The 13,197-nt window shown below is 61.7% G+C and carries 10 protein-coding genes; 1 reads left to right on the top strand and 9 read right to left on the bottom strand.

Going from position 1 to position 13,197, the window contains the following annotated elements; translation table 11 throughout:
* The 4 genes from FVQ81_04590 to FVQ81_04575 form a co-directional block, all read right to left on the bottom strand.
* Positions 1-546 (bottom strand): hypothetical protein (locus tag FVQ81_04590; protein ID MBW7995847.1); only part of this gene is annotated, 546 nt, incomplete at its 3' end.
* A complete protein-coding gene (locus tag FVQ81_04585; GenBank protein MBW7995846.1) occupies positions 546-797 on the bottom strand; it encodes a sulfurtransferase TusA family protein in 252 nt (83 codons plus the stop codon). The genes FVQ81_04590 and FVQ81_04585, both read right to left, overlap by 1 nt.
* Complete coding sequence (locus tag FVQ81_04580) at positions 769-1,398, bottom strand: epoxyqueuosine reductase QueH (protein ID MBW7995845.1); 630 nt, start codon at positions 1,396-1,398, stop codon at positions 769-771. The genes FVQ81_04585 and FVQ81_04580 overlap by 29 nt, the downstream gene beginning before the upstream one ends.
* A 75-nt stretch (positions 1,399-1,473) precedes the next feature.
* Positions 1,474-2,517: a Fe-S cluster domain-containing protein gene (locus tag FVQ81_04575; GenBank protein ID MBW7995844.1), complete on the bottom strand. Its 1,044-nt coding sequence runs from the start codon at positions 2,515-2,517 to the stop codon at positions 1,474-1,476.
* A gap of 925 nt (positions 2,518-3,442) precedes the next feature.
* On the opposite strand from FVQ81_04575, the gene FVQ81_04570 reads away from it, so the two are divergent.
* The gene (locus FVQ81_04570) at positions 3,443-4,807 is read left to right on the top strand and encodes an 8-amino-7-oxononanoate synthase (protein ID MBW7995843.1); all 1,365 of its coding nucleotides are present in this window, start codon (positions 3,443-3,445) and stop codon (positions 4,805-4,807) included.
* Here the strand turns inward: FVQ81_04570 and bioD are convergent.
* The 5 genes from bioD to FVQ81_04545 form a co-directional block, all read right to left on the bottom strand.
* Positions 4,765-5,511: a dethiobiotin synthase gene (bioD, locus tag FVQ81_04565; protein ID MBW7995842.1), complete on the bottom strand. Its 747-nt coding sequence runs from the start codon at positions 5,509-5,511 to the stop codon at positions 4,765-4,767. The two genes, FVQ81_04570 and bioD, sit on opposite strands and share 43 nt — an antisense overlap.
* The gene (locus FVQ81_04560) at positions 5,481-6,338 is read right to left on the bottom strand and encodes a methyltransferase domain-containing protein (GenBank protein MBW7995841.1); all 858 of its coding nucleotides are present in this window, start codon (positions 6,336-6,338) and stop codon (positions 5,481-5,483) included. The genes bioD and FVQ81_04560 overlap by 31 nt, the downstream gene beginning before the upstream one ends.
* A gap of 7 nt (positions 6,339-6,345) precedes the next feature.
* Positions 6,346-7,098, bottom strand: a complete 753-nt coding sequence (locus FVQ81_04555) for an alpha/beta fold hydrolase (protein MBW7995840.1) — start codon at positions 7,096-7,098, stop codon at positions 6,346-6,348.
* A gap of 114 nt (positions 7,099-7,212) precedes the next feature.
* Entirely contained in the window at positions 7,213-9,954 is a 2,742-nt protein-coding gene (locus FVQ81_04550) for a DUF2723 domain-containing protein (GenBank protein MBW7995839.1), read from the bottom strand.
* A 120-nt stretch (positions 9,955-10,074) separates the two neighbouring features.
* On the bottom strand, positions 10,075-12,822 hold the full coding sequence (locus FVQ81_04545) for a DUF2723 domain-containing protein (protein MBW7995838.1): 2,748 nt from the start codon (positions 12,820-12,822) through the stop codon (positions 10,075-10,077).
* Positions 12,823-13,197: the final 375 nt, after the last annotated feature.

Below are 13,197 nucleotides of genomic sequence, written 5' to 3'. Positions count from 1 at the left end.
GTAAAAACTGCGGTGGAAACTGGCGGCGGCGCCGCGCACCCTGCCAGAATCCGGCGACAACGTCCCGGCGGTGACCGCAACCGGAACGCCCTCTCCGGCCGCTACCCAGACCAGGTTGGGCCAGATATCGAACTTGCTGACCACGATCAGCCGCGGCGCAAGCAGTCCGATCATCCGCCGCATGTTGGTGCGGGTGTCTTCGGGCAGGTAGAATGCGAGATCGGCGTGGCAGCAGCCGGTGGCGCGCTTTTCCACCGATGGCGAGAAGAATGACAGATAGAGCGGAACGGAGCTGTCCACCCGTTTTATTTCCTGCATCAGCGGCGCAGCCTGGAGATATTCGCCAACGCTGGTGGCGTGGAACAGGATACCGCCGGCGGCCTGGCCGCCGGGATGATCGGCGATAAACGATTCGATTGCGGGAAAGCTCGTCCTGCGTCCCTTCAGGCCCTGGGAGAGTTTGGCCACGAACGGGGAGGCCAGGTGGAGCACTGCCCGGATCAGCGGCAGGGCAAGGTAATTGTAACTGACAGGCCAGAAATTCATCAGTCCACCGCATTTTTCTTCACGTAGAGGCGCCAGCACGCGCCGTCGCGGAAAGAACCCAGATAGTCGTGGCCATAACCCACGCACCAGGCGGGCAGGTCGGCCTCGATTCCTCCGTCGTCGCTGATCACCTCCAGCACCGTACCCACCGGCAGACCCTTCATCTTTTCGGCGGTTTTAATAACCGGGATCGGACAGTAGAGGCCGGTGGTGTCCAGTGACTCATCGGCCGGGATCGGCTCGGTGAGCATTTTCCCTCCCCTCCCGTTCTTTCCTGCTGAACGAGCAGCCGCAGAAATCCTGGCGGTAGAAATCGTACTCGCGGGCCAGCTCGCACGTTTTGCGGTATCCGTCCTGTTTCTTGAAATCTGCTTCGAGAAACACCACGCCCTCGCCGTCGGCCTCGGCGCGACTGCCGGCTCTGTTGATCTGCCCGGCGTTCTTGTGCGGGCTTACCGACAAGGTGGTCGCCACCAGGTCCGCCCCGATCCGGTCGGCGATCCGGAACGTCTCCTCGAGCCGCAGCTGGAAACACTGCTCGCAGCGCTCGCCGCCCTCGCCCGTATGCTCCAGCGGGCCCACCCGGTCGAAAAAGCGCTCCGGGTCGTAGGGGCCCTCGATCAGCCTTAGCTCGAGATCAGCGCACAGGCGCTGGATTTCCTCCAGCCGCAGCTCGTACTCATCGCGGCCTTGGATATTCGGGTTGTAGAAAAAGACGGTGACCCGGTATTCCCGGCCCAGGTCGCGGAGCACGCAGGGAGAACACGGCGCGCAGCAGGCATGCAGCAGGAGGTGTTTCACTTTAGCAGGTCCCTCTCGTGGGACGGTTAAAAAAAGAGCCGTCCCGCTGATGGTTCCGGGCCGACTCCTGGGATTCTAACTCAAAGTTTTGCAAAGTGCAAGCAAGATAGTTCCGCGCAAGCGGAGTTACCTGCTCCTGGCGTTTGGCTGCTTGGCCGATCCCTTGCGCTCGTCAACGGCGTAGCCCAGCGCGCCGACTGCATGGATCGCGTTGGGCGGGCAGACCGGGATACAGATTCCGCAGCCGATACACTTGTCCCAGACTATCTTGTGACGCTGGCCCTCTTCGCCCTCGATCGCCCCTTTGACGGGACAGACTTTCACGCAGTCGGTACAGCCGTCGCACTTGGTATCGATCGAAACCTTGCTTCGCACCTTGACCCGGTCCACCAGGCTGTCGGTCGGGCACTTGTGGACCGCCACCACCAGGTCCGTGCCCGAGGGGTCGATCTCCGGCAGGTTGCCGTTCATCTTGATCGCACCGCTGGGGGTTACCTTGGCGCATATCGTGCAGCCGATACAGCCGACCTTGCAGACATTCTTGACCGACTTGCCCTTGTCCTGGCTCACGCAGCCCACGTATACCTGCTGGGTCACGGGGATCAGCCTCATGATCCCGCGCGGGCAGGCTCGAACGCAGGCTCCGCAGGCGGTGCATTTCTCCTCGTCCACCACCGGCAGGCCGTCCTCGCTCATCTTGATCGCTCCGAAATTGCAGGAGCGCTCGCAGTCGCCGAAGCCCAGGCAGCCGTACTGGCAGGCCTTGTGTCCGCCGCCGGTGAGATGTGCGATCTGGCAGCTTTTGATCCCCTCGTACTCGTAGCGGTCGGCGGCCAGGCTTTTTCCGCCTTGGCACTGCACCACCGCCACCATCGGGGTCGTATCGTCCAGCTCGATCCCCAGAAACCTGGCGATTTTCTCGGCGGTTTCCTGCCCGCCGGGTCCGCAGGCCGTTACCGCCACATCGCCGTGCAGCACGCCCTCGGCGAACGCGCTGCAGCCGGGATAACCGCAGCCGCCGCAATTGGATCCCGGCAGCAGATCGATCACTTTCGCCAGCCGGGGTTCTTTCTTGACCTCGAATTTCTTACTGGCGAACGCCAGTCCGCCGCCGAAAAGAAGTCCGAGTAAACCTAAAGTCAAAAGTGACGTTAATAGTACGGGGTCCATCCTGTCCCTGCCTGTGGTTGTGCTTTATTATCGTGGGTAGGTATCGCCCTGTTCCGGTAAGGGTCTGCCCGGTGAGGAACCGAACCCTATAAATATAACGGAAACTCCATGTAATTTCTACACTTTTCTGTTGAAATAGGTTCCCCGCAGGCCCATCTTTGGAAACAGATACGCCGGTGCGCAAAGAGTTCGTGGACCGGCAGCAAGCGAGGGAGGGAGCGATGATCAACCAGTATAAGCGGACCGATATCTTCCGCTGCAAGCTCCAGAGCCATCAGTCATTCGCTGGCCGTGTCAGCGCTTACCACGTCTTGAAAGTAAAGAAATGCCTTCCCGAGGGCTGTATCTATTTCAAATGGCGCTGCCGTCTGCTGGAAAAAGGCGCCCGCTGCGAGAAAGGCTATAACTACCCCGGTAAAAACTGTACGAACTGCCGGTTCTATTACGACGAGAAGCTGCACAAGATACCGGAGGTCCAGCTCGATGACAGCTCCTACCGCTTGTTTCAAGAGGAACTCGAGGAGTTCGAGGACTGGCTGAGAGATAACCTGGGCCGTCGGCTGGAGATCTATGGCCGGATCAATTTTGTGGGGCCGCGGCTGGTGAAAACTGTCTATCCCAAGCACAGCAGGCTCTCGCTGCGCGGCTACCTGGTCAATTTCGCCGAGTGTTTCCTGGGACGCACGCGGATGGAGGATTTCGTCTACCTGCCGATCGGCTCCGGGGTGCAGCACAGGCTCTGCCTGGCGCGGGGGGACCTGGTCACATTCGAGGCGGAGCCGGCCCTGGACGAGGGCCGGCTGGTGCTGACCCGCCCGGGACGGTGGGAAATCGATGAGCGCGGGCCGGAGAGGTTCGAGCCGGAGAGGAGCCAGGCCCTGGTGGACGCTCATTCAGCCGAACTGCTCGAAGAGCAGAGCGAGCGATGTATCAGTTGCGAGCGCGGCCGGCTGGTGGATGTCTACGAGCGGGAACTGGACGGTGGACGGTTTCTGGGCCGGGAGCTGTACTGCCTCGAGGGTGTCGCCGAGCCGGAACGGTGCTGCTACAGTGCGCTGAAAAAACTGGGAATCCGCTGAATTGCGAAAATGGTCCGCGGGAGGAGTACGTGGCTGACAACCGGTGGAACTTTGCCGTCGACAGGCTGGATGAACTGGAAGCCGCGGGGCTGCTCCGTAAGCTGAAAAGCCGCTCGCACAGGGCATCGGCGCCGGGGCGGATCACGATCGACAACCGCGAGCTGATCGACTTGGCCTCCAACGATTACCTCGGTATCCGCAACGATCCCCGGCTGACGTGCGCGCTTGCCGACGCCGCCCGTCGCTGGGGAGCCGGCTCGGGAGCGAGCCGGTTGATTTCCGGCAGCAGCGAACTCCACGAGCAGGCCGAAAGCGACCTGGCCTCGTTCCACGGCACGTCTTGCACGCTCACATTCAGCTCAGGCTACGCCGCCGGGGTGGGTGTCCTGCCGTCACTGGCCTCCCGCGGCGATTTCCTCTACCTCGACCGTCTGTGCCACGCCTGCCTCTACGACGGCGCCCGGCTTTCCGGCGCAAGCCTGCGACGGTTTCAGCACAACGACTGTGACCACCTGGCCGGGTTACTGGCAAAGGACAGGGATAAACCGGGCCGCAGGGTGGTGATCACCGATACCGTGTTCAGCATGGACGGCGACCGTGCGCCGTTGCGCGAGCTGTCGGATATCTGCCGGGAGCATGGCGCGCTGCTGGTAGCCGACGAAGCCCACGCGGTGGGAGTGCTGGGGCCGGAGGGACGGGGTCTGGCTGCGGCGGAGGGGCTGGACCCGGAAGAGGATTTCCTGCTGCTGGGCACGCTGGGCAAGGCGTTCGGGGTGGCGGGGGCCTATGTGGCCTGCGGCTCTAAAATGCGGGAGTACCTGCTGAACACGTGCCGCTCGTTTATTTTCAGCACGGCTCCGCCTCCGCCGCTGATGGCGGCTGTTAGCGCGGCGGTGGAGATTGTCCGCGCAGCCGAGCCGGAGCGCCAGCGGCTGCGGGTGTACTCATCACGGCTGCGGGTGCTGCTGAACTCGGCCGGCGTGGACACACTGGGCAGCACCACCCAGATCGTGCCGGCGGTGGTGGGGGAGGCCTCCTCGGCGGTGGAAGTCGCCGCAGAACTCAGCCACGATAAAATTTTCGCCCCGGCGGTGCGGCCGCCCACTGTGCCGACTGGCAGCAGCCGGATCAGGTTTTCCCTGAGCGCGGCGCTGGGCGAGCAAGATTTTCAGAGGGTAATGGAATCAGCGGGAAAAATATTCGCCAGTTGAGCCGCCAGTTTGCGTGTCGCCGCCACGTCCTCTCCCGCTCCCGGCACGTGCGGCAGCGGCCCGAGCACTTCAACTCCGCCCAGCTTCGCGATAATCCGCACGTTGTCCGCCTCGATTTTTTTCTCGTCCTCTCCCGGCGGTTCAGATTGAGATCGGTTCAGCACCACGCACGCCACATCCATCCCGGCCTCGCGCGCGGCGCGCACAGTGAGCAGGCTGTGGTTGATCGTCCCCAGTCCCGCGCGGGCAACGATGATCAGCGGCAAGCCCAGGCGCGCGGCGAAATCCAGGGTGGTCACCTCCCGGGTCAGCGGCGCCAGCAGGCCGCCCGCTCCCTCGACAATCAGCATATCGTGCCGCGCGGCAAGTTCCCGGCAGCATTTTTCCAGGAGGGAGATATCGACAACGGTATTCTCTTGTTCGGCGGCCAGGTGCGGTGATGCCGGCAGGCGGAAACGGCAGGGATTCATCAGCGCAAGATCGTCGGCGTCCGGCCTCAGCCCGATTACCTCCAGGCAGTGTTCGAGGTCGCCCGGCTCACCGGGAGCCACGCCTGTCTGGACAGGCTTGACCGGCACGGCGTCAGTCCCCCGTCTGCGCAGCAAGAGGCAGAGCGCCGCGGCCACCGCTGTTTTGCCCAGGCCGGTGTCGCTGCCGGTGACAAAATAGCCTTTCAACCGTTCTCCCGTCGGCAGGAGCAGAATATTACCTCATAGGTTGCGTAAACGAGTCCATCAGAGGTGAACCGCCGTTCGTAGGTCTCGGCCAGCAGACTCAGCAGCCGCCGTTCGGCCCCGATACTCATCGGCCGGAAATTGGGGTTGTTCGCTCCCCGCGCTTTCAGCGAGCGGATAAACTCCCGGCAGCCGGGGAAATACTCCAGCTTGGTCCGGCATTCGCATTCGATCCCGCTGTACCCGGCGGCCTGAAGAGCGTTGTTCAGTTCCGGTTCGCCCATCAGCGGAGGACCGTAGCGCCCGACGGCCAGTTTGATTCCCATCCTCCCGGCCGCCTCGCGGTAGCTCTCTTTGAGTTCGCGAAGAGTGCCGTGGCCCATGGTGGCGAACACCAGCCGTCCGCCAGGCTCGAGCACCCGCCCGATCCGGGCCAGCGAGTCGGCGGGGGCGGCGAACCACTGGAAAGCCGTGCTGCTGGCCACCAGGTCGAAGCTGGCCGGGGCGAACGGCAGGCGCTCGCCATCGGCCCGGACCAGCCTCACCGTGCCGTTGACACAAACACCACGCGCCCGGTCAAGCATCCCGCCGGCCAGGTCGATTCCAACGAGCGACCCGGGATGCAGCCTGTCGAGCAGGAACCCGGTCAGGAACCCGGTCCCGCAACCGATATCCAGCGCCGCGCGTGGTCCGCCGCCGGGGAAATCCAGCCGGGGCGCGGCCCAGTCGACCAGCTGCCAGGCGATTTCACGCTGGAGTGTGGCATGTTTTTCGTATGTTGATGCGCTGCGCGAAAAATGCAGCGCCATGATCTTCTTGTTGACCCGGCTGTCCCGGCCGGTTTTGCGCGTGCTCACGTCGGCCTCACCTCCCCGCTGATACGATAAAATCCCCGATCAATTCCGCAAGCTGTCCGTTGTCGTCCAGGAAAGGAGCATGCCCGGCGCCCTCGATTTTATGCAGGATGCCGCCGGGCAGTGAACTCGCCAGACGTTCACCAAGCCTGCGGTCGACCACCGGGTCCCGGTCGCCGTGGATCACCAATGCGGGACAGGGTATCGCCGGCAGCAAGGATTCGACATCGGTTTCCAGCAGGTAGCGAAGGCCGCGGGCAAGCCGGTCCGGGTTGAATCCCCGGTACTCCCCTCCCGGATTATCGATAAACCTGTCCCGCTTTTCTTCCTCGCCCGGCGCGAACATCCCGGCCAGGAACTGTTCCACAACCCGCCCTGGATCGTGGTGCAGGCGCTGGAGCATGGCCCGGACCACCCGCGGATCCTGGCCGTGCGGGTTGGCCGTCTGGCGCACGAACCGGCCGCAACCGGAGATCAGCACAAGTCCGGCCACTCTTGCCGCCAGTGCGGACGCGGCTTCCAACGCCACCATCGCACCCAGCGACCAGCCCACCAGCGTAACCGTTTCCTCTGCCGGTATGGAACTGACCGCATCCAGCACGGCGTCCGCGTATGCCGGTAATCGATCCGGTTCGTCACCGGAGCCGGTCCAGGGCAGGTCGACCAGCCGGGCCGAGGTGGCGACAGGTTGTTTCAGCTGGTTGATGATACCGGTGAAAACCCGTGAATCGGCGGCCCAGCCGTGTAACCAGACAGAACGCATCGGAGCGGAAGACCTCCTGGTAAGAAAGGCCCCCGCAGCGTCGCTGCCCGGGGGCCGTCATGGCGGATCAAATCTGTGCGTCGCCCGCGTAGCGCGCAGACATGCCGATCGCGCTCAAGGCTGGGCGCTGAGTGCTTTCTGGACGTCGAATTCTCCGCCGGCGCGGTATTTTTCCAGCTCGGCCGCCACGATACTGTCGTTGGGGAACCGGTCGAGGTAACGCTGCAAGGATTGAATGGCTTCCTCGCGGCTGTCGGCGCGATGGTAGAGCATGAACAAATTGACGTAGGAGTTTCGATTGTCCGGGTCCAGCGCAATCGCATCGTTCAGGAAGCCGCTGGCCTCGAACAAGTCGTTGTTGTTGACGGCAAACTGGGCAAGCTGCTGGTACATGGCCGGACGAACCGGCTGGCCGGAGAAGCTGGCAAATGAATCCAGCATCTCCCGGGATTCCCGGTACTGACCGTTCTGGGCGTAGAGGTTGGCCAGGGCGAAATCCCACTGGTGGGGAGATTCGAAAAACTTGCGCGCCCACTGGTTGGCCTTGATCGACTCCTTGAGCTTGCCCTGATTCTGATACGCGCTGCCCAGCCAGGCGAACGGCGCAGCGAAATGTGAGGCCAGCCGGACGTTGGCTTCCTCGCCGCCTTTCTGTTCCCGGAAAAACGTTTTGTAGCTGTAGACATTGTAGAGCAGGCTGTCCGTTTTGCGGACATCGATAAACACTTCCGGGACTCCGGGAACAGGCTGTAAATTGGGGTCGCCCTGGGCCAGCTCGACGGCCTTGCGCGGGTTGATCCTGTACACTCCGCCTTCCATGGTCAAAAACGGCGTGAGTCCGACGCGGTTGTGCCCGGGGACGGTGGTGGTGAAATAGATCGGCCGTTTCCATTTGTTGGTGCGGATAATATCGAGCAGCACCATGTCCTTGACATACAGCACCGAACCCTGCGGGAATTTGAGGTCGATCTCGCCGAATTTGAACGGGATATCCCGGGGCAGCCTCATCGGCAGCATCTGGTCGATCTGCTCGTCGCTGTAGCTGATCGGGACTCCGGGTTGGTGATCCCTCATCTGCTTGATGTACCAGTTCGTATTGAGCAGGCTGAGGTTAACCACGCGGCAGTCGGGACGCACTCCCTCCACTTCCTGGATATACCAGAGCGGAAAAGTGTCGTTGTCCCCGTTGGTGAACAGGATTCCGCCCTCGTCGAGCGAGTTCATGATATTGCGCGCGTACTGGGAGGGGATCAGGTTCCCGCTGCGGTCGGCCTCGTTGTAATTGACAGCCAGCGGCACAAAACACGGCAGCAGAACTACGGCGGCAATCGCGGCGAAAGCCGGCGGACCGAGCCTTGCCTGCTCGCCTCCCACGTCGAAAGCCCGTCTCAGGCGGTCGGCAATCGCGGCCAGCCCCAGACCGCTCCAGACCCCGAAAAAGACGAACGAGACGATGAAGAAGTAATCGCGCTCGCGGACCTCGTGCATCGCCTGGGGGAACTGGTCGAACTGGGAGTAGCCCAGCTTGAAATTCATATAGGTGTTCAACACGGGACCGGTGATCAGGAACACGGCCAGCCAGAACCAGAAAGTTTTGTGCTCGGAGCGCCAGTGACGGTACGCGCCGTAGATACCGGCCGGGATAAACAGCACTGTCAGCAGGTTGCCGCCGTACTGCCAGCCGAAATACTTGGTGTAGAACGGGACGTTGTACTTGAAGTAGAAAGTGATATTTTCCACCAGATCGGTCATCGAGGTCATCGAAACCTTTTCCCGGATCAGGGTCCAGACCTGGCGGGGCAACATGCCGTAGCCGCTGCCGTACTGCTCGCGGCCGATCACGGCCCAGAACGAAGCGAGATTCGAGGGATCGCCCTCGTTGATCGAGGGGTCGAGGTTGGCCCGGATCAGCAGGTAGAGGTGCAGACTGAAGCCCAGCAGGAACAGGCCCAGGGCCATGCCGAAAAAGCCCAGCGATTTCTGCCGGTAGCTCCACCAGCCGAATCCGGCGCTCAGCAGCACGCCCAGGAACATCGCCTTGGAACTGCCGATATAATCGCCTATCCCGAACAGGATATCCAGCAGCGCGCCGATATGGTTCATCGTCTCAACCAGCAGGCCTTCCTGGCCCCTGCCGGCCTCGCTGAGCCGACGGAACACCAGCCCCAGGTCCAGCCCCTTCATCACCAGCAGGTAGACACCCAGGAACATCCCGACTATCGAGAGCCAGTAGCGCCAGTTTTCACGGTCGTGCAGCAGGGTGTAAATAATCACTCCCGGGGTCACCAGCAGCACTATCATATGGTTGGCGATCGAGAGGCTGACGATATAGACCACCAGCAGCAGGGTGCGCTGCATGCGCTGCCTGTCCAGCGACTGGCCCATGTAAACCATCAGCCAGGCGCAGAACAGGAACGTGGCGGTAGAAACCGCGTAGACCTCGAACTCCGTGGCGTTGCTCCAGGTGGTGCGCATGAACGAGGGGATAATTGCGCTGGCGAACGCCCCGCCGTGGATCAGCACGCGGCCCGGCAGCGACTCGGGCTCGCGGACCCAGGTGCCGATAATCCGCACGGCGATCAGATAAATCAGCAGAGCTCCGGCCGCGCCGCAGAGCACTGAGAGGAAATTCAATCTCGCCGCTATCCCCATCGGCAGCGGCATCGCCGAGAGCACCCGCCCGATAATGACGAACAGCGGAGTGCCCGGGGGATGGGGGATTCCCAAGGTGTAGCTGGCGGCGATAAACTCGCCGGCGTCCCAGAAAGTGACCGAGGGAGCCATTGTAATCAGGTAACCGATAAACGCGAACAGGAATGTTATCGCGGCGCCGATCCAGTGTTCTTTTTTGTACATGTTCCAAATCTGCTGAACTGAAGTTTTCTTGTGTACCGGCAGGAGTCCGGCATTACATAATGCACAGGTTAGCAAGCTAACAAGGAACTATCTGGCAGGCAAGAAGGATGCCCCTCCGGCTCAGTTCTGAAAGCCGAAAGTACGCTTGAGGTCGAACTGGCCGCCGTCCCGGTATTTCTGCAACTCGGTGGCGACCGCCGTATCGGATGGGAAGTGCCGCAGGTAGGTTTCCATCATTTCAATCGCCTGGTCGCGGCGGTGCAAGGCGTTGAGCAGGATAAATACGTTGCTGTAAGAACTGGCCTGTGTCGAGTCCAGCCGCAGGGCGCGCTGCAGGAAATCCAGGGAGTTTTCGAAGTCACGGTTGTCGGATGCGACCTTGGCCAGATGACTTAAACTCTGAATCAGTTCGCGACGAGGCAGCTCGCTTTCGGCGGAGTCCAGGGTGGCGGCGGCCTCCTCGTAGCGCCCGATCCGGGCCTGGAGCAGGGCCAGTTGGATGGAATAACGCCGTGGTTCATGGTAGAAACGGCCGGCCATGCGCAGGGTCTCGATAGCCCTGGTGTAATCTCCGATACTTTCCAGAGCCATCTCGAGACGGGTTGCGGGTACGGCAAAGCGTTTAACAGCGGTCAGGTTTTCACTCTCGCCGCTTGTTCCCGGCCGGGAAAACGTGTGGTAATCGTATTCCTCGGTCAACAGATCCCAGGTGCGCTGGATGTTTACTCCAGTGCTGTCGAGGATCATAACCACGTTCGTGTCGGCGGCGGCCACTTCGGCTGCCGTGTTTTCGGTAATCCGGAATACGAGGCCCTCCAGCACGAAATGTTTCGTGAGTCCTGTCCGGTTGTGTTCGGGAACCGTGGTGACAAAATACAATGGTTTACGCCAGTTATTGGCCTGGATGATATTGAGCAGGATCAGGTCCTTGACGTAGAACACCGTGCCCACCGGGTAGTCGATACTCAGTGCGCCGGCCCGGAAGGGAATAACCCGGTCGGACCTGAACGGCCGTATAGAGTCGATTCTGCCGTCGGGAATTGTGATCGGCACTTTCGGCTCCTCCTCGCGCATCTGCCGGATATACCAGGGCAGGTTGAGCAGGCTGAGGTTCACCACCCGGACGTCCTTGCGCACGCCCTCCACCTCCTGGGCGTACCACAGCGGAAAGGTGTCGTTGTCCCCGTTCGTGAAAACGACCGAGTTCGGCGGCATGGAGATCAGTACATTGCGCGCGTAAACCGCCGGGATATGGTTGCCGCTGCGGTCGGCATGCTCCCAGTTCAGCGCGATCGGCAGGAACGCCGGCAGGAAAACGGGCAGGCAGACAACCGCAGCCATCACGGGCGACACTGATTCTCCGGCCCTGTTAACCAGCCACTTGCGGAGTTTGTCCGCGGCCGATGCCAGGCCGATTGCGGCCCAGAAACCCAGGAAGGCGAACGAGACGATAAAGAAGTAGTCGCGGTCGCGGGGTTCGTGCAGACGCATGTTGGACACGGCCGGATGCAGCTGAACCTCGGGGAACTGCGAAAAGCCGAACTGGAAATTCATATACAGGTTCAGGACCGGCCCGGTCAGCAGGAACACCGTAATCCAGAACCAGAACGTTTTCCGGCTGCTGAAGTAATGCCGTACCGCACCGGCGGCGGCCGCGGCCAGGAAGGCGGCGGTCAGCCATGAGTTGCCGAACTGCCAGCCCAGGTATTTATTGTAGAACGGCAGATTGTAAAGGACGAAGAACTTGATATTCTCCAGCAACTCGGCCGCACCGGCGATTTCTGTCTTGCCGGTCAGCAGGGTCCACACCTGGCGGGGCAGGATTCCGTAGCCGCTGCCGTACTGCTCGCGGCCGATAACCGCCCAGAAAGCCCTCAGCGTGTCCGGGTTCCCCTCGTTGATCGCCGGGTCGAGCGCGGCGCGCAGCGGGAGGTAGAGATGGACGCTGAAGCCCAGCAGGAACAGTCCGATAGCCGCCGCGTAAAATCCGATCGCGCGTTGGCTCCAGCCCCACCAGCCGAATCCGGCCAGCAGCACTATCCCGGCCGAGAAGGCTCCACGGCTCGCCAGATGGGGACCGGGGGAGACCACCACGCCGAACAGCCCTTTAACCGCCGCCGCCAGAACGGCCAGCGCGCCATCGGCCGCCTCGGTATGGGTGGCCACGCTGGCCGCCACCAGACTCAGATCGTAGCCTTTGACCACCAGCAGGTAAGTGCCGGCCAGCAGGCCGAGTATGCTCAGCCAGTAGTTGCGGTGATCCCGGTCGTGGAGCAGGACGAACAGCGCAACTCCCGGCGCGGCCAGCATCACGAGCAGGTGGTTGGAGATCGAGAGGCAGATAATGTAGATCACCAGCAGCAGGATTCTGCGGTTGCGCTGGAAGTCATTCGATGCGCCCATGTAGACCATCAGCCAAGCCACCAGTGCGAAAGTCGCCGTGGCCAGCCCGTAGACCTCGAATTCGGTCGTGTTGAACCACACGGTGCGCAGGCCGGTTACAATCGCCCCGGCGCAGAACGCTCCGCCGTGGACCACCAGCCGCGACCCCGGTCCGTCTCCGACGCTGCGCTCAAGCATGGGCGCCGCGATCAGGTACATCAGCCCCGAGATCACCGCGCCGCAGAGGACGGACATCAGGTTGAGCTTGAACGCCACACTCAGGCCCAGCGGCAGCAGGCTGATCACTCTGCCGATCAGGACGAACAGCGGCGTTCCGGGGGCATGGGGAATCCCCAGCGTATAGCTGGCGGCCATGAACTCGCCCGCATCCCAGAACGTGACTGTCGGGGCGACTGTCAGCAGGTAAATAATTAGCGAGAACAGCGCGGTGACAGCAGCGCCGATTTTGTGTTCGGTGCGGTACACGCCGGCTGGCCCGGTTCAGTGGATATGGAACAGTCGCATAGTGTGGGGGTAGTTTTATCAGGGAACCAATTTAACCTCGCGGCGGCGTGCTGGCAATGGTGTGCAGGTCCGTAGCGAAAAAAATGATTGAATTATTAGAAAAATATTTGCATCTTATTATTTTGGTTTTGTGGTATATGCTGATAGTGACCGGACAAGATAATCATCCAGCGGCAGAGCTTCCATCGAGGAACAGCAGCTGAAGATCATTTTATCGAACTTACCATCGGATCGCCGCAGTTTGACCGGCCCGCCACGGCGCCGGTTCCATATCGGAAGATAATGACGACCAACTGGTTTCCCCACGGGAAATCAGACTGCCCGACCAAGTACATC

The organism is Candidatus Glassbacteria bacterium, from assembly GCA_019456185.1.
GTDB lineage: Bacteria > Gemmatimonadota > Glassbacteria > GWA2-58-10 > GWA2-58-10 > JAJRTS01.
The sequence above is the reverse complement of the archived record's forward strand: the minus strand, read 5'-3'. Positions and strand labels throughout refer to the sequence as shown.

Excerpts from the sequence above, each read along its gene's own strand:
- FVQ81_04585 (MBW7995846.1), bottom strand. The coding sequence starts at position 797 with ATGCTCACCGAGCCGATCCCGGCCGATGAGTCACTGGACACCACCGGC.
- FVQ81_04575 (MBW7995844.1), bottom strand. The coding sequence starts at position 2,517 with ATGGACCCCGTACTATTAACGTCACTTTTGACTTTAGGTTTACTCGGA.
- FVQ81_04570 (MBW7995843.1), top strand. The coding sequence starts at position 3,443 with ATGTATCAGTTGCGAGCGCGGCCGGCTGGTGGATGTCTACGAGCGGGA.
- FVQ81_04555 (MBW7995840.1), bottom strand. The coding sequence starts at position 7,098 with ATGCGTTCTGTCTGGTTACACGGCTGGGCCGCCGATTCACGGGTTTTC.
- FVQ81_04550 (MBW7995839.1), bottom strand. The coding sequence starts at position 9,954 with ATGTACAAAAAAGAACACTGGATCGGCGCCGCGATAACATTCCTGTTC.